General features: G+C 61.2%; 22 protein-coding genes and 4 pseudogenes. 7 read left to right on the top strand and 19 right to left on the bottom strand.

The window, feature by feature from the left end:
- Window position 1: 1 nt before the first annotated feature.
- Window positions 2–970 carry an ABC transporter ATP-binding protein gene (locus tag ACZ9IU_RS11875; protein ID WP_038543174.1) on the top strand — a complete coding sequence of 323 codons (969 nt, stop codon included), beginning with the start codon at window positions 2–4 and terminating at the stop codon, window positions 968–970.
- A 3-nt stretch (window positions 971–973) separates the two neighbouring features.
- Complete coding sequence (locus ACZ9IU_RS11880; RefSeq protein ID WP_038543176.1) at window positions 974–1,966, top strand: ABC transporter ATP-binding protein; 993 nt, start codon at window positions 974–976, stop codon at window positions 1,964–1,966.
- A gap of 175 nt (window positions 1,967–2,141) precedes the next feature.
- Here the strand turns inward: ACZ9IU_RS11880 and ACZ9IU_RS11885 are convergent.
- Window positions 2,142–2,359: pseudogene (locus ACZ9IU_RS11885) on the bottom strand (N-alpha-acetyl diaminobutyric acid deacetylase DoeB); the annotation flags it as partial.
- Window positions 2,360–2,443: 84 nt separating this feature from the next.
- Window positions 2,444–2,998, bottom strand: a pseudogene (locus tag ACZ9IU_RS11890) (c-type cytochrome); the annotation flags it as partial.
- A gap of 157 nt (window positions 2,999–3,155) precedes the next feature.
- On the opposite strand from ACZ9IU_RS11890, the pseudogene ACZ9IU_RS11895 reads away from it, so the two are divergent.
- Together ACZ9IU_RS11895 and ACZ9IU_RS11900 are read left to right on the top strand one after the other, a co-directional pair.
- Window positions 3,156–3,913: pseudogene (locus ACZ9IU_RS11895) on the top strand (IS5 family transposase).
- Window positions 3,914–3,936: 23 nt separating this feature from the next.
- A pseudogene (locus tag ACZ9IU_RS11900) lies at window positions 3,937–4,326 on the top strand (HoxN/HupN/NixA family nickel/cobalt transporter); the annotation flags it as partial.
- A gap of 479 nt (window positions 4,327–4,805) precedes the next feature.
- Here ACZ9IU_RS11900 and ACZ9IU_RS11905 read toward each other — a convergent pair.
- On the bottom strand, window positions 4,806–5,666 hold the full coding sequence (locus tag ACZ9IU_RS11905; protein WP_038543182.1) for an SDR family oxidoreductase: 861 nt from the start codon (window positions 5,664–5,666) through the stop codon (window positions 4,806–4,808).
- Between the two features lie 107 nt (window positions 5,667–5,773).
- Between ACZ9IU_RS11905 and ACZ9IU_RS11910 the strand changes: the two genes are divergently transcribed.
- Window positions 5,774–6,664 carry a LysR family transcriptional regulator gene (locus tag ACZ9IU_RS11910; RefSeq protein ID WP_038543184.1) on the top strand — a complete coding sequence of 297 codons (891 nt, stop codon included), beginning with the start codon at window positions 5,774–5,776 and terminating at the stop codon, window positions 6,662–6,664.
- Between the two features lie 97 nt (window positions 6,665–6,761).
- On the opposite strand, the gene ACZ9IU_RS11915 is transcribed toward ACZ9IU_RS11910, so the two are convergent.
- The 5 genes from ACZ9IU_RS11915 to ACZ9IU_RS11935 form a co-directional block, all read right to left on the bottom strand.
- Window positions 6,762–7,187: a CBS domain-containing protein gene (locus ACZ9IU_RS11915; RefSeq protein ID WP_038543186.1), complete on the bottom strand. Its 426-nt coding sequence runs from the start codon at window positions 7,185–7,187 to the stop codon at window positions 6,762–6,764.
- Between the two features lie 17 nt (window positions 7,188–7,204).
- The gene (locus ACZ9IU_RS11920) at window positions 7,205–7,669 is read right to left on the bottom strand and encodes a YbhB/YbcL family Raf kinase inhibitor-like protein (protein ID WP_038543188.1); all 465 of its coding nucleotides are present in this window, start codon (window positions 7,667–7,669) and stop codon (window positions 7,205–7,207) included.
- A gap of 25 nt (window positions 7,670–7,694) precedes the next feature.
- A complete protein-coding gene (locus ACZ9IU_RS11925) occupies window positions 7,695–8,135 on the bottom strand; it encodes a DUF2267 domain-containing protein (RefSeq protein WP_038543191.1) in 441 nt (146 codons plus the stop codon).
- 102 nt (window positions 8,136–8,237) lie between these two features.
- Window positions 8,238–9,287, bottom strand: a complete 1,050-nt coding sequence (locus ACZ9IU_RS11930) for an AI-2E family transporter (RefSeq protein ID WP_038543193.1) — start codon at window positions 9,285–9,287, stop codon at window positions 8,238–8,240.
- A gap of 151 nt (window positions 9,288–9,438) precedes the next feature.
- Window positions 9,439–9,966: a DUF4142 domain-containing protein gene (locus ACZ9IU_RS11935; protein WP_038543195.1), complete on the bottom strand. Its 528-nt coding sequence runs from the start codon at window positions 9,964–9,966 to the stop codon at window positions 9,439–9,441.
- A gap of 217 nt (window positions 9,967–10,183) precedes the next feature.
- On the opposite strand from ACZ9IU_RS11935, the gene ACZ9IU_RS11940 reads away from it, so the two are divergent.
- Together ACZ9IU_RS11940 and ACZ9IU_RS11945 are read left to right on the top strand one after the other, a co-directional pair.
- Complete coding sequence (locus ACZ9IU_RS11940; protein WP_498957221.1) at window positions 10,184–10,357, top strand: hypothetical protein; 174 nt, start codon at window positions 10,184–10,186, stop codon at window positions 10,355–10,357.
- Between the two features lie 59 nt (window positions 10,358–10,416).
- Window positions 10,417–11,349, top strand: a complete 933-nt coding sequence (locus ACZ9IU_RS11945) for a cytochrome c (RefSeq protein ID WP_038543200.1) — start codon at window positions 10,417–10,419, stop codon at window positions 11,347–11,349.
- A 3-nt stretch (window positions 11,350–11,352) separates the two neighbouring features.
- On the opposite strand, the gene ACZ9IU_RS11950 is transcribed toward ACZ9IU_RS11945, so the two are convergent.
- From ACZ9IU_RS11950 to ACZ9IU_RS12000, 11 genes are all read right to left on the bottom strand, one after another.
- Entirely contained in the window at window positions 11,353–11,715 is a 363-nt protein-coding gene (locus tag ACZ9IU_RS11950; protein WP_051900110.1) for a c-type cytochrome, read from the bottom strand.
- Window positions 11,716–11,740: 25 nt separating this feature from the next.
- On the bottom strand, window positions 11,741–12,646 hold the full coding sequence (locus ACZ9IU_RS11955) for a cytochrome c oxidase assembly protein (RefSeq protein ID WP_051899725.1): 906 nt from the start codon (window positions 12,644–12,646) through the stop codon (window positions 11,741–11,743).
- The gene (locus ACZ9IU_RS11960) at window positions 12,643–13,245 is read right to left on the bottom strand and encodes a cytochrome c oxidase subunit 3 (protein WP_038543204.1); all 603 of its coding nucleotides are present in this window, start codon (window positions 13,243–13,245) and stop codon (window positions 12,643–12,645) included. Before ACZ9IU_RS11960 ends, ACZ9IU_RS11955 begins: the two co-directional genes overlap by 4 nt.
- Window positions 13,242–15,131 carry a cytochrome c oxidase subunit I gene (gene ctaD, locus ACZ9IU_RS11965; RefSeq protein WP_244447515.1) on the bottom strand — a complete coding sequence of 630 codons (1,890 nt, stop codon included), beginning with the start codon at window positions 15,129–15,131 and terminating at the stop codon, window positions 13,242–13,244. Before ctaD ends, ACZ9IU_RS11960 begins: the two co-directional genes overlap by 4 nt.
- 20 nt (window positions 15,132–15,151) lie before the next feature.
- The gene (gene coxB / locus ACZ9IU_RS11970; RefSeq protein WP_038543209.1) at window positions 15,152–16,141 is read right to left on the bottom strand and encodes a cytochrome c oxidase subunit II; all 990 of its coding nucleotides are present in this window, start codon (window positions 16,139–16,141) and stop codon (window positions 15,152–15,154) included.
- On the bottom strand, window positions 16,138–16,743 hold the full coding sequence (locus ACZ9IU_RS11975; RefSeq protein WP_051899726.1) for a c-type cytochrome: 606 nt from the start codon (window positions 16,741–16,743) through the stop codon (window positions 16,138–16,140). The genes coxB and ACZ9IU_RS11975 overlap by 4 nt, the downstream gene beginning before the upstream one ends.
- A gap of 24 nt (window positions 16,744–16,767) precedes the next feature.
- Window positions 16,768–19,170, bottom strand: a complete 2,403-nt coding sequence (locus tag ACZ9IU_RS11980) for an FdhF/YdeP family oxidoreductase (protein ID WP_038543211.1) — start codon at window positions 19,168–19,170, stop codon at window positions 16,768–16,770.
- A gap of 166 nt (window positions 19,171–19,336) precedes the next feature.
- Window positions 19,337–19,669, bottom strand: coding sequence for a hypothetical protein (locus tag ACZ9IU_RS11985; protein WP_038543213.1), 333 nt, complete (start codon window positions 19,667–19,669; stop codon window positions 19,337–19,339).
- Between the two features lie 173 nt (window positions 19,670–19,842).
- A complete protein-coding gene (locus ACZ9IU_RS11990; RefSeq protein ID WP_038543215.1) occupies window positions 19,843–20,145 on the bottom strand; it encodes a hypothetical protein in 303 nt (100 codons plus the stop codon).
- Window positions 20,146–20,317: 172 nt separating this feature from the next.
- Complete coding sequence (locus ACZ9IU_RS11995; protein WP_038543217.1) at window positions 20,318–20,761, bottom strand: SRPBCC family protein; 444 nt, start codon at window positions 20,759–20,761, stop codon at window positions 20,318–20,320.
- A gap of 167 nt (window positions 20,762–20,928) precedes the next feature.
- Window positions 20,929–21,819, bottom strand: a complete 891-nt coding sequence (locus ACZ9IU_RS12000; protein WP_038543219.1) for a LysR family transcriptional regulator — start codon at window positions 21,817–21,819, stop codon at window positions 20,929–20,931.
- Window positions 21,820–21,922: the final 103 nt, after the last annotated feature.

Here is a 21,922-nt window from a genome sequence, read left to right on the forward strand (position 1 = left end):
CATGATGGACCCCTTCTTCCGCGTCGATAACCTCAACACCTGGTTTTTCACGCGCCAGGGCGTGATCAAATCCGTGCGAGACATTTCCTTCGAACTTTCCCGCGGCGAGGTGCTGGGCATCGTCGGCGAATCCGGCTCGGGCAAATCGGTGACGGGCATGTCGATCATGGGCCAGATCGACGAACCCGGCCGCATCGTCTCCGGCTCCATAGCTCTCGATGGAGAAGAGTTGACGACGCTCGGCTTCGAGGAGATGCGCCACTATCGCGGCAAGCGGATCGCCATGGTGTTCCAGAACCCGCTGATGACGCTGAACCCGCTGATGCGCGTGCGCGATCAGATGTACGAGGCGATCGGCGAGCATGAGAACATTTCCCACAAGGACATGCACGACCGCTGCATCGAGGCGCTGAAGGCCGTGGGCATCCCTTCGCCCAACGAGCGGCTGAATGCCTATCCGCATGAAATGTCGGGCGGCATGCGCCAGCGTGTCGTCATTGCCATCGCGCTGCTGCTCGGACCGGACATGATCATCGCCGACGAACCGACGACGGCCCTCGACGTCACGATCCAGGCCCAGATCATCTATCATATCCGACGCCTGATCGACGAGCACGGGCTCGGCATGATCTGGATCACGCACGACCTCTCGACGCTCTCCGAACTCGCCGACCGGATCATGGTCATGTATGCAGGAGCGACGATGGAAATCGGCACGACCGAGGAAATCATTGGCGCCGCACGCCATCCTTATACCCGCAAGCTCCTCGATTCCGTCCCTTCGCGCAACGTGCCGGGACAGAAGCTGAATCAGATTCCCGGTAACATGCCGTCGCTGCTTGCGCTTGGAAAGGGCTGTCCTTTCGCCGGCCGCTGCGACCGGGCAACGGATATCTGCAGCGAGCCGGTGCCAGCCATCCAGCTATCCGCCACGCACCACATCTGGTGCTACCATCCATTCGAGGACTGACGCGTGAACGAGACGATCTTCGAGGCAAAGGACCTGTCACGCAGCTTCAGCGTCGGAAGCAGCCCGCTTCGCGATTTTGCGGACCATTTTTTGCGTGACCGCCCGCCAAAAGTGCTGCGCGCCGTCGACAATGTTTCGCTCTCTCTGCGCGAGGGGGAAACGCTTGGCATCGTCGGCGAGTCCGGATGCGGGAAATCGACGCTGGCGCGGATGATCGCCGGCATCCTGCCGGCCTCTTCGGGCGAGCGGCGTTTCCGCGATGAGCCCTACGAAAGCTTCCTTGCGCGCAACCGCGACGCGCTGAAGGTCCAGATGGTCTTCCAGGATCCGCTCTCCTCCCTCAACCCGCGCCTGCGCGTCGGCGATATAATCGGCGAGGCTGCGGTGTTGCATGGGCTGGTGCGGCGTCCGCAGATCAAGGACTATGTCGTCGACATCCTGTCCCAGGTCGGCCTGCCTGCCGACAGCATGGGTCGCTATCCTCACCAGTTTTCCGGCGGCCAGCGCCAGCGCATCGGCATCGCCAGAGCGCTGGCAGTCAAGCCCGACATGCTCATCTGCGACGAAGCCGTGGCCGCGCTCGATGTTTCGGTACAGGCGCAAATCATCAACCTTTTGATGGATATCAAGAAAGATAGCGGCCTTGCGATGATCTTCATAAGCCACGATCTCGGCGTCATCCGGCACCTGTGCGACCGGGTGGCAGTGATGTATCTCGGCCGCGTCGTGGAACTTACCGAGACGGAACAGCTTTTCGCATCCCCCTTGCATCCTTACACGCGCATGCTGCTGGAGGGCATGCCGAAGATCTCGCTCCAGCGACGCCGGTTCATGCCGATCCAGGGAGAAATCCCCTCTCCTCTCAGCCCGCCCTCCGGCTGCCACTTCCATCCGCGTTGTCCCATGGCGACCGAACATTGCGGCCGGATACGCCCCGAACTGCGCGAAGCCTCGTCGGGGCATGTTCATGCCTGCTTGAATATCGAGCCTTGTTGAGGTGCGTTCGGGAATTCCGTCACGCCGGATGGCCCGCACCAGCGCCCGCCGATGGCAATGCCCTCGGCGATCAGGGCCAGCACGGAAGATGTCATCGATCGGAAAGCAGATTTGCATGGGCTATGGAAAGCCCCGCAAGCAGGAGGTGGTATCGAAAGTATCGCCTCCAATAACCTCAGTTGACGGCGATCGCAATGACCGCAACGCAGTCACCGGCCTTGACCAATCCCGGGAAGTGCCGGGCGCACAGAACACCGCTCATCTTGGCACGGAGTTCATGGGGCGTGACGCCGGTTCGTCCGCTGGGGTAGATGCGGCCACAACGGCGCCCTCGCAAACCTCGTCGCCAAGGTCGAAAACGGGCTCGATCAACCCGCTCTCTTCCCGAGTTGAACTCCGGTGCAATCGTCCGGGCGACTCCGCGTGGGTCGTCATCCGGCAAAGGGATGGGCGTCGCCCTGCAATGCGCCGGCCCGATTGCTTCGCCGGCGCCACGATCTTCATCACGAACGAAGTCGGCGCCTCGCCCGGCCCGAACGGTCCGGGCACCTTGTTGCTCAACGGCGGCAGGCTCTTGAGATAGGCCGCGATCGCCCCGGCGTCAGGGTCGGTGAGCTCCGCCAATGCGGCCCACGGCATAATCGGAGCGAGCATGCGTCCGTCGGGGCGCTTGCCTGTCCGGATCGCCGTGACGATATCACGCTCGCTCCAGCGCCCGAGACCCATCGCCTCGTCGGGCGTCAGGTTGGGGCCGTAGAAGACGCCCAGCCCCGGGATCTCGAAGCCGACCTCGGAGCCGCCAAGGTGACGCGTCATGTCCGGCTTGCCGAGGAAATGTCCCGGCGTGTGGCAATCGGTCCAGTTTCCGATGGTCAGGAGGTATTTTCCCCGTTCGACCAACTCGCCGTCGGCCGCGCCGGCAGGCGACGATCCGATCACAGCCGCCAGCGCAGCGAATGCGGCGGGCAACGCCCGCTTGGCCACCTGCGACGCCACGCGCGTCGCGGCAAATCCGAAGTCGTGAATGCTCATGCTTTCCTCCATCCCGTGGCCCTACAGCGTCCTTTGTGCGTCCTGAAGGACGCACAAAGGACGCTGTAGGTTTTTGAATCTGCGCATCGACATTCAGGATTCCCAAATCACCTGACCGCTGATTCATGGGACACCGTGTTGAACCACGGGGGTCGTTATGGCGGCTAAGCGTTATGAACTGAGTGATGGGCAGTGGACGAAGATTGCGTCCTTGTTGCCGGGCAAGGTGGGCGATCCGGGGCGTACAGGCTCGGATAATCGTTTGTTTATCAATGGTTGCCTCTGGGTTTTGCGCTCCGGCGCACGTTGGCGCGATCTGCCGGAGCGGTATGGCAAGTGGAAGACGGTGCATAAGCGCTTCAGCCGCTGGTGCCATGCTGGCATCTGGGAGCAGGTGTTCGAGACGCTGACGGCCGATCGTGACAACCAATACCTGATGATCGCCAGCACGATCGTCCGTGCCCATCAGCAGGCAGCTTCCGGAAAAGGGGGGCCAAGGATCAGGCGTTGGGGCGCTCCCGAGGCGGACTGACCACCAAGATCCACATGCTGGCCGATGCGCTGGGCAGACCGTTGCGTTTCATCGTGACTGCCGGTCAGGTCGGCGACATCACGCAAGCGCCGGCGCTTCTGGAGGGGCAGATCGGCAATGTCGTGCTGGCCGATAAAGCCTATGACAGCAACGCCTTGCGGGAAACGATTGCCGGCATGGGAGCCGAGGCGGTGATCCCGTCAAACCGCTCGCGCAAGATTATTATTCCGCACGATGAACTCCTCTACAAACAGCGCAACCGCATCGAGCGGTGCTTCAACCGAATGAAGCACTTCCGCCGCTTCGCCACCCGCTACGACCGCAGAACCATTCACTTCGAAGGCTTCCTCTATCTCGTCGCCGCTATGATCTGGCTGCGATGATTGTCGATGCCTCCTAGCGGGACATCTACCTGGCCTTCGCGGACCATATCAAGGCGTTCGCGGCGGGAACTGGCTGGACCGCCTTCCTGGCGTTCCTGCCGATGGGTGTCGTCTTCGGCGCGGTCCATGCGATGACGCCCGGCCATAGCAAGACGGTGCTTGCCACCTATCTCGCCGGGTCTTCGTCCGGGATGTGGCGCGCCCTCCTGGTTTCGCTCGCCCTCTCCTTCACCCACGTGACGATGTCGGTGCTGATCGTTCTTCTCTCGCTACCGTTGGTCTCGGTGATGTTCGGAGGCAGCGGCCCAGGATCGTCGCCGATCCTCGAGATGGCGAGCCGTGTTCTGTTGGGTATTATCGGGGCATGGATGCACTGGCGGGCATTGTTTCGGGGCAACCACGTCCACCACGAAACGCGCGTCCGCGCCTAATCGCCAACGTCTCAAGGGGCGTGGAAGTCACGGCTGGCCTCGTGCTCGTTGCCGTCGCGATCCGGGAAATCGCTTTGCACTGACGTCTTGCAGACGCTCTGCTTATTCACTTTGGCTGTTTGGTACTTGGTACATAGAGATGTCCACAAGTGACTGTTTCTAAAATGACAAATGTTTGCCATCCGTCCAGTCGATCGTGGCGCTATCACCCCGCACGCAAGCGAAAAGATGGCGGCGTCAGCTACATGGCACGCGTGCGAGTTATGCGGGATGGCGTGACTTATCGCGAGACGGAGGCTTTTGACAGATGCCACCCAAGTTGCCGGCAATGATCCGCTGAAGATGACGACGCAAAAGCCCCGATCGGAACGACGGTTATACCGACCCATTTTTACGACGTCGCAAAATTGAGGCTTTTGCGATTTCCGAAATCTTCCCAGAATGGGGAGAGCGCGAGGCTCTCAGCCCATTTCCGAGGCGAAGTCGCGATATCGGCGGAGCGGGCGGCCAAGGAGTGCCGTCAGGCGCTCGACGTCGCCGGCCTCTGGCAGCATGCCGTCGGTCAGGAAACGCTCGCCCATCAGGCGCATGTCGTAGGCCATCCAGGCGGGCACGAACTGCTTGAGGTTCTGCTCAAAGCCCTCGGTATCGTCGCCGCCGTAGCCGATCGGGCGGGCGAGCACGTCTGACCAGATGGCGGCGATGTCCGTTCCGGTGAGCGTCTCGGGACCGACGAGGTTGATCCGGTCGAGCGCCAGCGGCTCGGCAGCCTGTTCGCGGCGCAGCAGTTCAAGAGCGGCAATTTCAGCGATGTCACGGGTGTCGATCATGGCGAGACCCTTAGCACCGACCGGCATTGTGTAGGCGCCGTAGCCGATAATGACGTCTTTGACCATCAGATCGTTCTGCATGAAATAGGCTGGTCGCAAGATCGTCGCCTTGAAACCCATCTGCTCGATCATTCGCTCGACACCGAACTTGCCCGCGAAATGCGGCACGTTCACATAAACGTCGGCGTGGATCACCGACAGATAGACGATGCGTTCGATGCCAGCCGATCGGGCGACGTTGAGCGCGATCAAAGCCTGGGTAAATTCGTCCGGTACCACCGCGTTGAGGAGGAACAGGGTAGACACGCCGGACATAGCGTTGCGCAGTGAATCGACATCGAGGAAGTCGCCCTGCACGACGTTGACGCCCGCCGGGAAAACCGCTTTCGACGGGTCGCGGACAAGAGCACGTACATCGGCGCCGCGCTCGACGAGGTGTTCGACGACTTGGCGGCCGACATTGCCTGTAGCGCCGGTAACAAGAATAGTCATGGGATTTATCTCCGGGTTGGTATTGCTTGACACCCCGAATATGTGTGGTTCATGGATGACCCGATAGACAGGTAATTTGGACACACAGTCTCACAGGTGGAACAGCAATGGATCTCGTCGCGCTTGCCGATTTTAATCTCGTTGCCCGCCATGGCGGCTTCGGCAAAGCGGCAAGGGCCACCGGCCGGCCGAAGGCGACCCTCTCGCGGCGTGTCGCCGAGCTGGAAAGCGGTCTCGATCTGCGGCTGTTTGAACGGGGTGCGCGTAACCTGAAACTCACCGAAGAAGGACGGGCGCTTTTCGAGCGGACGGGGGCGTTGCTCGCAGAACTGGACGAGACGGCTTCGGCGATTGCCTCGGGAGGTCAAAAACCCAAGGGAAGATTGCGGATCAGCGCACCTTTACATTTTTCGCAGACCGCAATGGGAAGGATCGCCGCGGGCTTTGCCCTTAAGTATCCAGAGGTGAGGCTTGAGGTGACGAGTGAGGACCGGCCTGTGGACATGATCGAGGAGGGCTACGATCTGGTCATCCGGGTCAATCCAGATCCGGATGAAAGCCTGGTCGGACGAGCATTTCTCCGCGACCGGCTGGTTGTGGTGGCGAGCCCGGCTCTGCCCCGCCCGAACGGAGACCACCCTGCTCCCGTCGTTGCGCGCGGCCCAAGCGAACCGCAAACATGGCAGGTGAAGACACCCGGTGGCCGCTCGACGATTAGAATTGAGCCGGTGCTCATTTTGTCTACGCTCATCACGATCCGGGACGCGGTGCGAGCCGGCGTCGGTGCAGCACGTCTTCCCATTTCGTTGGTGAGCCACGACCTGGCTGACGGCACGCTGGTACATTGGGGGGATATCGACGGTCCCGAGATCGCTCTATGGACTCTCTACCCGTCTCGGCGCCTGCTCAGCGCACGAGTATCGGCGTTCTTGGACTTTCTAAAGCAGGTCTTTCCAAATGGGACGCCGGACGAACTGGCGGCCTATATCGGCAGGTGACGACAAAACATGCTTTTGAGAGCCGGCAAAGGCGGGCGCGGAGGACCTGCGGCTGCCGGTTTAGTCCCGATGCGCTACGCCGATTCTGCGTTCCTTGTCAGTGCGCGTGAGCGCCGCCCGGACGGGAGACCTTCTTCAATCCAGCTCCCGCGGCGGCGGTGTCCGCCAGGGCAGCATCACCGAGCGAGATGACCCCCGTCAGGCGTTTGTCGCGGTTGACGACGGGAAGACGGCGGACCTGAACCTTGCCCATGTTGCGCGCCACGTCGTCGACATCATCGTCTTCGAAACAGTACTTTACGTCCCGCGTCATCACTTCCCGGATCTTGGCATCGCCTCCAAGCCCGTCGGCAAGCCCGCGGATGACCAGATCCCGGTCCGTGACCGTTCCAACGAGCTTGTCGTTGTCACCGACGGGCAAAAAGCCGATCTGCCTGTCGGCCATGCACCTGGCGATTTCGGCGACGGTCTGGTGGGGACTGGCGATCTCGACATCGCGCGACATGATCTCTGACACTTTCATGGTCTTTCCTCCTTCGTTTAGTGGACGTCGAATGTTCCGGTGAGACTGGTCTCCGAGAGGATGTGGTGGCGCGCCTCGTTCCACATCGCCTCCACCCCAGCGGGATCCGGCACCTTGAGGTTTGGGACGTCGAGGGCCGCGAGACGGAACCGGTAATGGTGCAGGCCGTGGCCTTTCGGCGGCTGCGGGCCGTCGTAACGGGCGTTGCCGAAGTCGTTCTCGGAGAAACGCGGACCGCCGCCGGGCGCCGTATCCGCGCTCTGGCCCAGCCGGTTCCAGTCCTTGGGAATATTGAAGACACCGCAATGGCGGAAGATCCCGCTCGGTGCGTCCGGGTCCTCCACGATCAGCGCGAAGCTTTTAGCTTCCTCGGGCGCACCGCCCCATTTCAAGGGCGGCATCAGGTTTTCCCCAAGGCGGGTATACTTGTCCGGCAAGCGTTCGCCATCGGCGAAAGCTGGGCTGGTGAGGGTCATGCTCATTGTTCGCTCCTTCTGAGCCCATCCGTCAGTGCGGCTTTAGGGGATCCGGCCAGAGTTCCTGGACTTCTGCCGGCAGTCCCTGGCGCACTTTGCGCACCTCGCCTGGGTCGATATAATGGGAAAGCACCCGGAAAACCGATCGCACGGCCTCCTTCGCGTCCACCGGACGCGTCGACGAAAGATCTTCCTTCACCTGCTCCAGAAATTCATCCAGGGTACGAGAATGCGAAGGCTGTCTGGAGGGATCGTAGCGATCGTAGTAGGCGCCGCGCACGAGGAGCGGCAGTTGTGCCGAAAGATGCGCAGCCAGTTCGATCGGCAGCCGATCCCTCAGCGTGTGAAGAACCGCCCCGAGCACATGCCAGGCAAGCTGCCGGTCAAGCCCTTGATCGGCCATCAGATCATCCAGCCATATATGGGTGGTTTGCAACGTCTTGTCGAAAACGGCTATACCCGAAGCACTCATGGTTTCACCTCCATGATGATGGTTCGAATCCCCCAAACCACTCAGGACGACAGATGTTCCGGAGGCTGTCGTTAAATTGCCCGGCGCGGGTCGTTGACCTCATCAGGCATCCGATGTGCCCTCTTCCTCGACGAATATTCCCCATGCGGCAATGAAGAGGGCGGCAACCAGCGGTCCGATGACGAAACCGTTGATGCCCACAAGCGAAATGCCGCCGACGGTGGAAATCAAGACCACATAGTCGGGAAGCTTGGTCTCTCTGCCGACCAGGGGCGGCCTCAAAAGATTGTCCACAAGGCCGATGACCAGGGCGCCGACAGCAACCAGCACGATGGCCCTCAGCCAAAAGCCGGCGAGCGCCAGGTAGATGGCCGCGGGCATCCAGATCAAAGCGGCGCCGACTGCCGGCAGCAGCGACAGGAAACTCATCAGAACGCCCCACAGCAGGGCCGGCTCCACGCCGAGGAACCAGAACGCAACGCCGCCGATCGAGCCCTGGATGATGGCAATGATGATATTGCCCCGCACCGTCGCATGAATGACCGCGGTGAATTTGGAGGCGAAGCGAAGGGTATGCGCGTCGCTGAGGGGGAGCGCTTTTCTGACGGCGCGGGCAAGCAGCTGGCCGTCCCGGAACACGAAGAACAGCAGATAGAGCATCACGCCGAAGGTGACGAAGAACTGTAAGGTGTTCTGGCCAAAGCTCAAGGCGCGTCCCGCAAAGAAACCTCCGCCCTGCATCAGCGCCGGGGAGATACGATCCTGCAATGCACCGAAGCCATCCAACTCGATCCGTTCGAGCCAACTGCGGACGAACAAGGGGAGCGTCTCCTGGAGCTCCTGGAAAAACCTTCGCACATCGATCTCGCCGTTGTCGATACGTTGGTAGAGGAGGTTCCCCTGTTGGACGAGCGAGCTGAGGACGACCAGTCCGGGAATGATGACGACGCAAAGGCAGATCAGCACGGAGAGCGCTGCAGCGGCATTTTTCCGCCCGCCCAGCAGCGCTTCCATACGCAGGTGAAGAGGAAAGAAGATGATGGCGAGGACGACGGCCCATAATATCGCCGAGTAGAACGGCAGGACGACGGCGACGAACGCAATGGTCACAAGGACCAGAAGCACATAAAAACTGATGCGCTGAAGGGGCATGCGACCTTTCCGCTTCGAGACTGCGCCGATGGTAGCACAGATGCAGCCGCAGCGCTCGGCTCCCGGTTCTTACCCTCCTGTCGAATTTGCGTCCACGGTTTCACGACCGCCGCATAAGCGGCAGCCGTCGTCTGAAGCCGTGCAATAGCCGCTACTTGTTCAAGTCCTTGGCCATCTGCAGATGATGTTCGAGCGCAGGCGTGGTCTTTGCAGCCCATGCCTTCAGGTCGGCATTCTCGCCTTCCTTGCCATATCGCTTGAACAGGTCGACGGCATCTTTGTGGGCGTCTTCCTGGTCCGAATGATATTGCTTGGTGAACTTTGCGCCTTGGAGGCCCTTGAGCTTGTTGAGTGATCTCCCTTGCGCCCTGGTCATCGCGGTTGGCAGTTTGGCTTTCACCTTGCCGCCGTCGACGAGCTGTTTCAGTTCCGTCGTCGTCTTCTGGTGGTCCTGAATCATCTGCTGCGCGAACGTCTTCGTGGGCGCATCGGCCCGTTCGGCGGCCAGCTTGCTGGACTCGATCTCGAACATGTCGCTCGTAGCAGCTTCCGTCACGAAATCCTGGGTCTTCGGAGCAACGCCCACGAGCGAATTGACGCCTGATTTTTCTGCCGCCGACTGAGCGAACGCCGATGTCGTTACCATTGCCATGGCAGCCATGAGTGCGATCTTCTTCATGAAACTCTCCTTTCCATCAACAAATTCCGATTTCGCATCAACGCGAACAACCCATTCCCCCTGTTGTTCCAACACCTGCGGAAAATCTCGTTTCGATCCCGGAAAGGCTGAAGCTGAATGCCATGGCACAAAACGGCCTGTTGAGTGTTTAGATGCTCAATGGAGGCTGAAATGAGTACTGAAAAAAACACGACCGGCTTGAACGACAGGCCCAAGAATGCGCCGATCGGCCAGACCGCCGAAGGGTTTGCCCGACGACAGCGGGCGGCCTGTCGAGGTGGACGACGAAACGATCGAAAGGACGCGCCGCAAACTCTCCGACAATCCTCGCGAAAAACTTCTGAAGGAAGTGAGGGAACAGGAGGACGCTTCGCGGCTGGGGTCCGAATGAGCTCATCCCCCGCCGCCCAAATAGGCCGACCCAGGCTTATCGCCGTTATCCGATGGAACATGCGCGGCGGGACAGGCGATATACGGTGGGCCTCGTTAATAGCAGCGGCCGCCGGAGTGGTGATCTCCATATTTTTCGGACTTTGGTGGGTGACGGCCGCAGTACCCCGTTTCAACGCCCATGATCCGGCGTTGAAGAGCGGGGATGCGACGCGCGGGCGGCAGGTATTCGCCGCAGGCAGCTGCGCCGCCTGCCACGCGATGCCGGGCCAGCCGGACCCGCTGAAACTCGGCGGCGGTCTGGCACTCGCCTCCCCCTTCGGAACCTTCAGGGTTCCCAATATTTCCTCCGACCCCACCGACGGAATAGGCTCATGGTCGGTTGGCGATTTGGCGAACGCGCTTGTCGCCGGCGTCTCTCCGGCAGGCCAGCACTATTATCCGGCCTTCCCTTATTCCAGCTATACGGGCATGCGTCTCGAGGATATCGAGGATCTCTATGCCTATCTCAAAACCCTGCCTGCGGTTTCGGGCCGCCCGCCGCCGCACGACCTGCCTCTCCTTTTCCGGTTCCGGCGCGGTCTGGGTCTGTGGAAGCTGTTGTTCTTCGAGGAAGGTCGGAGCAAGGCGGGGCTGAACGGCGATCCGGTCCACGACCGCGGCGCCTATCTGACGGAAACCCTGGGCCATTGCGCCGAATGCCATTCCACCCGCAATGCGCTCGGGGCGATCGAGCCCGAGACGCGGTTCGCCGGAGGTATCGACCCGGAGGGCACCGGTTTCGTTCCGAACATCACGCCAAACCGCATCGGCCAGTGGTCGGAAGCGGAGATCGCCGTGATGTTGCAGACCGGCGAGACGCCCGGACACGGCCGGGTGGGATCGTCGATGTTGGATGTCGTTGCCAATTTTTCCTTGTTGCCGCAAAGCGACCGCGATGCCGTGGCCCGTTACGTCAAGTCTCTCCCGCCTCGCCCAACGCCGCATCCCTAATGGTCACTGTTCGTAAAGATAAGCAGCCAGATGTCGCGCCTCGGCTTCGGAAATGCCGGTCGTCGGCATCGCTGTCCTTGGCGAGAACCGTTGCGGGGACACAATCCACTGGACGAGGTTGTCAGGCGTGTTGTTGATCACGCCGCCGATATAAACACGCTGCCGCAGACCGGTCAGCGGTCCCCCGACCTTGCCGTCGGCGCCGGCTATGCCGGCAATGGCATGGCACCCTGCGCATCCGTATTTGCGGAAGATCGCCGGTGCCTGCGCCGGGTCGCCGCCCGTCATCGCAACAGCCACGGCTCGGCGCTCCTCGCGGTCCTTGGTAAGATAGGTTCCGACGCCAAAGAACAATGCGATCAGCATACCGCCAATCAGCACGAGCCGGAATTCAGGAATGGACACGGCTTGCATCGAGGCCTCCCCTGTTCGAGCCGGCGATCCAGAGCGCCAACATCGCCAGTGCGGCGCCGGCATAGATGATGCCGCCCGGCACCCACATCACCAGGCCGGCCAGTTGTTGATCCTCCAACGGCGTGAGCCCCCACTCCCGCACCATCCTGGTCTGAGAAACGTAGGCAACCTGCGGAGAAAGAGCGATCAGGGCTCCGAGAATGCTCGTATGTAGCATCGTCAGGAACAGATGCCAGGCGGCCATGCCCCGGTCGCTTCGCCAGATCATGGCCCACCAGAACATCACCGCCGTTACGAAAAAACTCAGGTGCTGCAGCCTGTGAAGCAGGATATCGGTGACCGTCGCATCGAACAGGACGGGCGCATGCCAGGCCCATATGGCCAAGCCATGCAGGAGGGTCGCCGGAGTACCGGCGCTCAACGCGTTCCAGGTCCTCCAGACCAGACCCGTCTTCATGACATCCCGGACCAGATGCCGGAGCGGCCGCGGTAAACCCCAGAGGAACATCCCGACCGGACGTGCCAGGACGACCAGCGGTGCGGCGACCGCCATGACGAGTTCATGCTCGATCATGTGGAAGGTGAAAAGATGCTCACCGAGAAAATGGAGGGGCGAAACCAGCGCGGAAACCAGGGACAGCCATCCGGCCCAGTAGAGAATGCCGGAGTTTATAACGGAAAGCGGTCTGTTGGCCCTTTGCTGCAATTTTACCGATCCGAGGGCATAGAGACCGCCAGCAATGGCGATCGGGGTGACGATCCACGGATCGAAGGTCCACGGAAAAGCCGAGGCGTGTGGCTCACCGTCATGTGCCGCTGCCGGGAGCGTGCCGATCGCAAGCAGCGCGGTGGTGAGCGTAAAGTTCCCCAGTTGAGCGTTCATAGCCGTGGAACCCAGTAGATACAGGCATAGAGGGGAAGCCAGGTAACGACGACGAAGTTCCAGTAAAGCGCATTATCCTCAACATCGCCGTAGCGTCGCGTGTTGTCGCCGTGCCACGAGAACATCAGGCAGGTCAGCACCAGCGTGTCGATGAGATCGGTCAGGATATGGATGGTATGGAGGCCGAGAAGGGTCCAGACGATCGAGCCATAAGCATTGTCGTCCCAGCGCACATGCAGTGCGGGGAACTCGAAAACGCGAAACACAAGCGGCGCGATGCCGCACAGCGACATCACGATGAGGCCGATCCGCACCCGTTTCAAGTTTCGCTTCTGTGCCCATCGCGAGACCATTACGTTCGGTAGGACGCTCGCCACAAGCAGCGCCGTCAGCGCCGTTCCCGCCCAGAGGTCTGGCGCGGGCGCATCGACCGGCCACTGCGGCGCCAGAAACATCAGATAGAAATAGACCACGATCGCCAGGCCGAACCCCGACCCCTCGATGAGCATGAAGGCGCAGGTCCCCCACCATGTGGGGCTCGCTATGCCCATGCCATGCAGCGGCAGTCTCGACACATCCAGGACGACGCGTTCCTTCACGATTCATCCTCCGCTTCACCCTTCGGCCAGAACCACCCGATCAGCGTGATTGCGACCGGGATCGAACCCCAGACGACCGCCCAGGGCGAGAATATCGACCAGATCAGCATGACCGAGGTCGCGATCGCGGCCCAGAACGGCCAAACCGAGTCCTGCGGAGACGATTCACGCGCCTCCGGAAGTGCTTCAACGACGCCGCTGATCAGAAGTTCGCGGCGGTCGGTCCTCATTCCGGAGGTCACCGGCAGAACGTCCGGCTGCGACCAGAGCGGATTGCGATCGTCGACCACGGGGATGGACCTGAAATTGTAGGGCGGCGGCGGCGAACTGGTGGCCCATTCGAGCGTCGGCGCATTCCAGGGATTGTCGCCGGCAGGCCTGCCGAACGACCAGCTTCGGATGGCGTCGATGAAAAAGACGAGAAAGCCGAGCGACAGGATGATCGCGCTCAGGCTGACGAACAGGTTCAGGCCCGCCCAGGGCAGGTCCGGCTGGTAGGTATAGATGCGGCGCGGCATGCCCTGCAGGCCGAGAATATGCATCGGGAAAAAGGTCAGGTGGAAGCCGATGAAGATCAGCCAGAATGCCCACTGCCCCAGCCTTTCGCTCATCATCCGGCCGGTCATCTTGGGAAACCAGTAGTAGACGGCCGCGATCAACGGAAAGACCGCGCCGCCGATCAGCACGTAATGGAAATGCGCCACGACGAAATAGGTGTCGTGGACCTGGGCGTCGAACGGCACCGACGCGACCATGACACCCGTCAGCCCGCCGATCACGAAGGTGATGATGAAACCGATCACGAACAGCAGCGGCGTCTTGAAGACCGGCCGCCCGGACCAGAGCGTCGCCAGCCAGCAGAAGATCTGGACGCCAGCGGGGATTGCGATGGTCATGCTCGACGCCGTAAAGAAGCTTTCGCCGAGCCGCGGCAGGCCGACGACGAACATGTGATGCACCCATAATCCAAAGGCGAGGATGCCTGTGGCGATCAGCGCCATCACCAGGGGAAGATAACCGAATACCGGGCGCTGTACGAAGGTCGGAAGGATCGTCGAAACCATGCCGACGGCCGGCAGGAAGATGATGTAGACTTCAGGGTGGCCGAAGAACCAGAACAGGTGCTGCCAGAGCAGCGCGTCGCCGCCTTCGGCGGGATTGTAGAAATGCGTGCCGACGAGGCGGTCCATGATCAGCGTCGAGCTCACGAACATGATTGCCGGCATCGCCATGATGACGAGGAACGCCATGACCAGCATGGACCAGACCAACAGAGGTATCCGGTCCAGCGACATGCCTGGCGCGCGCTGCTTGAAAACAGTGACGACGATTTCGACCGCGATCGCCAGCGCCGACACTTCGGTGAACGTGATCATCTGTGCCCAGATATCGGCACGCTTTCCGGCCCCGTATTCCGGCCCGGAAAGCGGCACATAGGCGAACCAGCCGATATCCGGCGCGGTATCGAGGGCAAACGAGATCCAGAGCAGCAGCCCGCCGGCAAGAAACAACCAGTAGGAAAAGGCGTTCAGCCGCGGAAAAGCGATGTTGCGCGTGCCGACCATCAGGGGCACGAGGTAGACAGCCATGGCTTCCATGACCGGCACGGCGAACAGGAACATCATGTTCGAACCATGCATGGTGAAGATCTGGTTGTAGCGATCTGCGTCGACGAAGCGTGCTTCCGGCTGCGACAGTTGGAGGCGCATCGCCAGTGCCAGAATGCCGCCGAGGATGAGAAACACAAAGGCGGTGACGATATAGCGTCGGGCGACGACCTTGTGATCGACCGACGCGATGGCGCCCCAGAAGCCGGGCTTGGATGTCCATGTTCGGGCAAGTTGCCGCTCGAGTTCAGCCTTGTCCAGATCGGCGTCCGTCACCATCGATGATCTCTGCCCAGCCGTCATTTGAGGCTTTCCATATAGGCGGAAAGCTGGCGCAGCTCGTCACTCGTCAAGGGAACGAGCGGCATGTTGTTTCCGGGTTTGAGGGTCTGGGGATCGGCGATCCAGGCGGCAAGAGAACCGCGGGTGTTGTCCATGAGCCCCGCCGCAATGGTGCGGCGGCGACCGACATGGGTGAGGTCAGGCCCGGTCGTGCCGGCTGCGCCGGTTCCCCGTATCGTGTGGCACGCGGAACATTGCCTTGCCATGAATACAGCCTTTCCGGCGCTCGCCTCGGCCTCGCCAGTCTGTGCGCCGGGCCGTCGCTGCGTGGCCGCCCATTGCCTGTAGCTTTCCTCTTCCTCGGCAATGACGAAAAACGCCATGTGGCTGTGCTGCAGCCCACAGAATTCGGCGCACTGGCCGCGGTAGACGCCTGGCCGCTCTGCCCGAAGGGTAAGGACATTTTCTCGGCCGGGGACGAGGTCCTGCTTGCCGGCAAGACTCGGCACCCAGAAGGAGTGGATGACATCGGTGCTTTCCAGCCGTACCCGCACCTCCTTGCCGACGGGAATATGGATTTCGTTGGCGGTCTGGAAAGATCCCGCATCGGCGTCTTCGTAGATGAACTGCCACCACCACTGCTGGGCGCGGACACGGATCGTCAGGTCCGGGCTTCCCGCCCGGTCGAGACTTCTCGTCGTCTGGAAACTTAAAATCGTCAGCCCACCGATGATCAGGACCGTTGCGGCAACCGCTCCCGACACCCAGATCCCCAGGCGTTGTTCGGAACCTCGGTCTTCTCCGGCCTGCCCGTCACGGCGGCGCGTCAGCGACCAGGCCAGCACGATCATGACCGCTATCCAGACGACCAGGCAAACGCCGACGATGAGAACGATCAGGTCCTTGAGAAGGATGGCCGAGTGGCCCTGCGCATTGAGAGCCGACTGGTTCCCGTCGCATCCCGAAAGAAACACCGAAAGCGGGAGGAGGATGAGCGGTGCTCTCAAGGCGTCGGCCCCTGTTCGGGGTGGACCGGCTTCGGCCCCTCGTTAAAGAGCAGCGCCGCCGGGGCACGGTTCTCCGCCGGTCTGGTCTGCCGGTCGTCGTTTCGGCTGGGCGCAGTCGTCTTTGCGGAATAGGCGCCGATGCTTTTGACATAACCCGACAGCTGCCAAATCTCATCGATCGTCATCCTGTCCCGGAACGGAGGCATGCCATGCGGTCGCCCGTCACGGATGGAGGCCGCGATCGACACGATCGACGGACCGTAGAGCCACCATCCGTCGAGGAAGGATGGCCCTGCCCCGCCTTCCCCCTCGCCGTGACACGATACACAGCCGAACCAGGAATAGAGGCGCTTGCCTTGGCTCATATCGTAGGCCGTGTTTTCATAGGGCTGATTGAGCGCGAAATAGACTTCCGGCGGGGTGCCGCCGATGCCGCTCGGCATCAGCCGGACTCCATCCAATGCCGCGGATACGGGTGGATCGGTGCGATATTGTCGCGGCACCCTCAGCAGTCCGATTGCAACCGCAACGGCAAGCAGGGCCGCAACGCAGCAAACCTCAAAAATCCGGGCCGGGCCTTTGCCTGAGACAGCCGGCGACATCGCTTGACCTCCCACGCGTCGTTCTCAATTAAGCGGGACATGGCTCGACCGGCTGAGACGCACCGGCAGGAGCTTGTAGGATGGCGTCTTCGATTGGGGGCTATGATGGCTGAGCGGAAACAAGGGGTTGGTTTCCGGATAATAGGCGCCGCAGCAGCCCTTGGGGATATCGTAGGCAACGATCCTGAACCCCTCAACCGTCCGCCTTGTTTCCGGGTCGATCGCGGTGATCAGGTCGACGATATCCCCGTCTGCGAAACCCAGCCTTTCGATGTCCTGTGGATTGACGAACAGGACCTGCCGGGTCCCGTCGACGCCGCGGAACCGGTCGCTGTAGCCGTAGATGGTGGTGTTGAACTGATCGTTCGACCGCAGGCTGGCGAGATGAAGGACGTCCTCGCCTATTGCTTCGGTGGGAAGCTCAGGAAACAGGCGATCCGGGGTGATGAAGTTCGCCTTTCCGTTGCTGGTGACCCATTTCCGTTCCCTGGCCGGCAGAGGACGAGGGATCCCGCCGGGCTGGAAAAGGCGCTTGTTGAAATCCTTGAACGTCTCCGGATAAGTTCTTTCGATCGCATTGCGGATTTCCGAATAGTCGTCGACCCAGCGGCCCCAGGGCACGTTGCCTCGCGTCAGCGTCGCTTTGGCAATGCCGGCGATGATGGCAGGTTCAGACAGGAGCTCGGAACTGGCGGGCTTGGCCTTGCCGCGCGAGCCGTGAAAATGCGCCACGGAGCTTTCCATCGAAACGGCCTGCGGGCCGCTTGCCTGCTCGTCGATCTCGATGCGACCGAGACAGGGAAGCAGGTAGGCGACTTCCCCATGGACGACATGACTACGGTTGAGCTTGGTGGCGATCTGCACCGTCAGGCGGAGCTTGCGCCACGCGGCTTCCATGGCAACGGTTTCCGGCGCGGCTCTGAGGAAATTACCGCCGAGGCCGATAAACGCCTTTGTTTCTCCGTCGAGGATCGATTTGCACGATTCCACCGTCGAATGGCCCTGCCATCGCGGAGGATCGAAATGGTAGAGTTCCGAGAGTTTGTCCAGCGGCACGAGGCCCGGCTTTTCGGTGATGCCGACGGTACGCTGGCCCTGCACGTTGGAGTGGCCTCGCACAGCGCAGATATTGGCGCCCGGTTTTCCGATATTGCCGCGCAGGAGGGCGAGGTTGACGACCATATGGACGTTCTGCACGCCCATCATGTGCTGGGTCAGCCCCATGCCATAGACCATCAAAACGGCGTCGGAGCGGGCGTAGATGCGGGCGGCCTCCGTCATCTGCTCGCGGGTGAGCCCTGAAACGCGCTCCAGCTCTTCCCAGGCATAATTTCGGGCCGCCGCCGCAAATTCCTCGAACCCGGACGTGTGCTGCGAGATGAAATCATGATCGAGAATGTGTTTCTTGTCGGCGGCGGCAATCGACGCCGCGAAGGCCACTGCCGCGGCATCGTTCGAATCGTCCGGCGTGCCGTCAGATCCTGAAACCTTGCTGACATGGGCCTCGTGAAGCGCATCGTCCGCCTGTATGAGCGCCTTGCAGATGCCAAACAGGGCGGCGATATCTCCACCCAGCCGGACCTGGTAATAGTTCGAGGAGATCTGTGTCTCCTTGCCCGTCAACATCTGGCCCGGAGCCTGGGGATTGACGAAGCGCTCCAGCCCCGGTTCCCGGAGCGGGTTGAAGGTCACGATCTTGACACCGCGGTCGGCGGCATCCTGAAGGTCGTGCAGCATTCGCGGCGACGAGGTTCCGACATTCTGCGCCATATAGAAGATGCAGTCGCAATTCTGGAAATCCGACAGGATCGCCGTGCCGACCGAAGCTCCGATGCTCTCCGGAAGAGCTATCGACGAACTCTCATGGCACATGTTGGAGGAGTCAGGCAGGTTGTTGCTCCCGAAGATCCGCGCGAAAAGCTGGTACATGTAGGAGGTTTCGAGCGAAGCTCGACCTGATGTGTAGAACTCGACTTTTTCGGGAGCGACGGCCTGCAATTCGCGCCCGATCTCCTCGAACGCAGCTGCCCATGTCACCGGCAGATATTTGTCGCTTGCCGGGTCCCATCGCATCGGATGGGTCAGTCGTCCCTGCTCTTCCAGATCGTGATCACGCCAGGCCTCCAGCTCGCTCAGCGTATGGGCGTCGAAAAAGGCCCTGTCCGCGCGCCGGGTGGTGATTTCCCAAGCGGTCGCCTTGGCCCCGTTCTCGCAGAATTCCAGCGGATGCGTCTTAGCCGGCTTGGCCCATGCGCAACTGACGCACATGTAGCCGTCCGGCTTGTTCTGATGCGCCAGAAGAGAGGGGCCGGACAAAGGAACATGTTCCCGAATGAGCACCTCACCCACCGACTTTGCCGATCCCCACCCACCGGCAGGGCCGCTTGGGAAACCTAAACGAGGCGTCTTGTTCGGTTTTGATGTCATTGTGAAACGCGATGATTGGACTGGGCTAGCTAATAACTTGGCTCCGCCGCCGTAGTTCCACGCCGCGGGAACTTAGTTCGACAACGGCCTCGGCTCCCTATCAGAGCCACTTCCGAGCCTTGCGACTGGGGGCCTAGCTGCGGCGGCCACCAAAGCGGGCTCCACCTCAACCAAACGCGATGTCTTCGGCCGAGCGTTCCATGTCCTGTCGACGATGCTTCCTGGGGCGCCCCTTCCCGGCCAGCATGAAATCAAGCTCGGCTGCGAACGGTCCGAACCGGTCGATGAGCCGCTGGGCTTCCTGGGCGCTCAAGCCATAGTTTGTTACCAGATCCTGCGGCGTATATTTCGCCCTGGCGTCGTTTTCGTGCGGGTGGGGATTTGTCGCCGTCTCCGGCAGGCGATCAGATGGCGCTTCGGAGGTCGGCGGGACAGGATTGGCTGCGGACGGCACTGCAGGATGTGAGGCGAGAACGGGTTCTTTCGGTGGCTGCTGCATGACTTTATTCTCTTTCGAAAGTCAACAAGACAGAGCTGAGATAGTTCCAGACCAATATTCGCCGGGCTCGATCGCAGAGTGGCGTACCCATCGGCATGCGCAATGCCGATGGCGGCCGTAGATTGTCGGTACGTGACGCTGGAAGGCGGCTGAAAAGGCCGCTGTGCCTCGACTTACTTCACGCAGCCGGCGGATGCATTGTTTTGATTTGGCCTGGAATTGTCCTTGGCTGCCTGTGCAGGATCGCACTTGTTCGGCGGCTGGCGTGTGTCGCTCTTGGTGCTGCCCGTTTGAGTCTGGTCGAGAGGTCCGCCCGTGCCGGCGGTCGGTCCGCCAGTGTCTCCCGTATTGCCCGGTCCGTCGATGGCTCCCGTGGCGCCACCTGCGGCATTGCCGGGGCTCGGTGTCGTTTGAGCGGTCGCGCTGCCGGCGGTGAAAAGAGTAACGATGATGGCTGTTGTTATGAGCTTGGTCATGTGAGGTCTCTCGGTTGCTGCTCGAACCGAACCAAGACCGTGGCTTCCGGTTCCAGCAAACAAGAGCCACATTTCCGGAAGCAGGACGGACTTAATCGATAACAAAGCCGAGGCCGGTCGCGAAAAATCGTTGACGCGATCCGGTCACGGCCGATTATTCGATCCTGATACCTTATTCGTTGATCTCGGGCTCGACGACCTTTGCAAGGTTCCGCAGCGACTCCTGCCAACCGAGATAACAAGCCTCGGGCGGGATGACGTCCGGCACCCCTGCCTGGGTAATACTGACCTCGGTCCCGACCGAAACTTTCTTCAGCGTCACCGTGACTTCCATCTCGCCGGGCAGGTTGGGATCGTCGAATTTGTCGACGTAGCGGAGGCGCTCGCCGGGAACGAGTTCTAGATATTCGCCGCCGAAGGCATGGCTGTTGCCCGTCGTAAAGTTCCGGAAGGACATTTTGAACTTTCCGCCGACCGTCGGTTCAAAGTGATGGACGGTGCACAAAAAGCCGTTGGGCGGAAGCCATTTGGCGAGTGCGTCAGCCTCGATGAACGCCCGATAGACCTTCTCCGGGCTGGTGGCCAGAACGCGATGCAGGGTTATGGTATTCGGCATGGTCGTGATCCTTTATGAATTGCCGTGGACGACTCTAAGGACGAACGGAATTTTGCCAATCCGACATCGGATCGATTTTTTTGGCGCAGGAATTATCCGGGTGTTCCGGCTGCAGGGTTGGGCCAAGCTCGCCTGCCAGGGCAGGTCATCGCCGCCACGGCAGGCTGTCACCTGAATGCTTCGAAGATCAATCCTCGCAGCCAGCGGTGAGCAGGGTCCGCGTCCATGCGCGGATGCCAGGTCTGCGCGATCGAAAAGCCAGGCGTCGCCACCGGCAGGTCGAACATCTGGGTCTGGTCTGTACCCCCCGCCCGGCAGTACGAGCGCGGCACCAACCCGACAAGATCGGATGCCGCCGCAACGGCAAGCACTGCCGGATAGCTCGGCACCACGAGGCTGATCTTTCGCGAGAGGCCCAGTTCGGCCAGCGCTTCATCGACCGGCCCGGTAAAATGTCCTCGTCTGGAGGAGATCACATGTCCGCACGCTGCATATCGCTCGGCGGTTATCGGCGTGGTTTTGAAAAGAGGGTGACCTAGCCTCGCCACGCCGACAAAGACGTCCTCAAACAGGGTTTGGCCGCGCAGCTCCGCGCCATCACCGGAAATAACGCCGATGTCCAGATCGATTGCAGCATCTCTCAAAGGCTGAATTTCCTTGTTCGGCTTCGGCACGAAGCGCAGCCGTATGCCCGGCGCGGCATCCGTTACGGCAACGCTGAGGCGAGCGGCGTTCAGGAGCACGAATGCTTCGTTGGCACGGATCGTGAAGTCGCGTTGGAATTCCCGGATGTCGATGTCCTGCTGGGGACTCAACACGGTCTGGACCGCCATCGTCAGCGACCGCACCTGCTCGGCAATCGCTTCGGCATGCGGCGTCGCGACCATTGCCCGCCCCGCCGGGACAAGAATGGGATCACGCAATGCCGTCCTCAACCTCGACAGTGTCCGGCTCATCGCCGACGTGCTCAGCCCCAGCCTGCGTGCTGCACCCGACACGCTCCGCTCGCGAAGCAATGCATCCAGGGCCAATAGCAGGTTGAGGTCGAGATCAGGCATGATGTCGAACCTAGCGAGGCATGGCGTATGGCGCAAGAGTGAGTTGCATGTGTTGCGCCTGGCGCAAATGTAAGCCTGCGGATATCGATGAGGAAAGCTCAAC

The sequence above is a fragment of the Mesorhizobium sp. USDA 4132 genome (genome assembly GCF_056279545.1).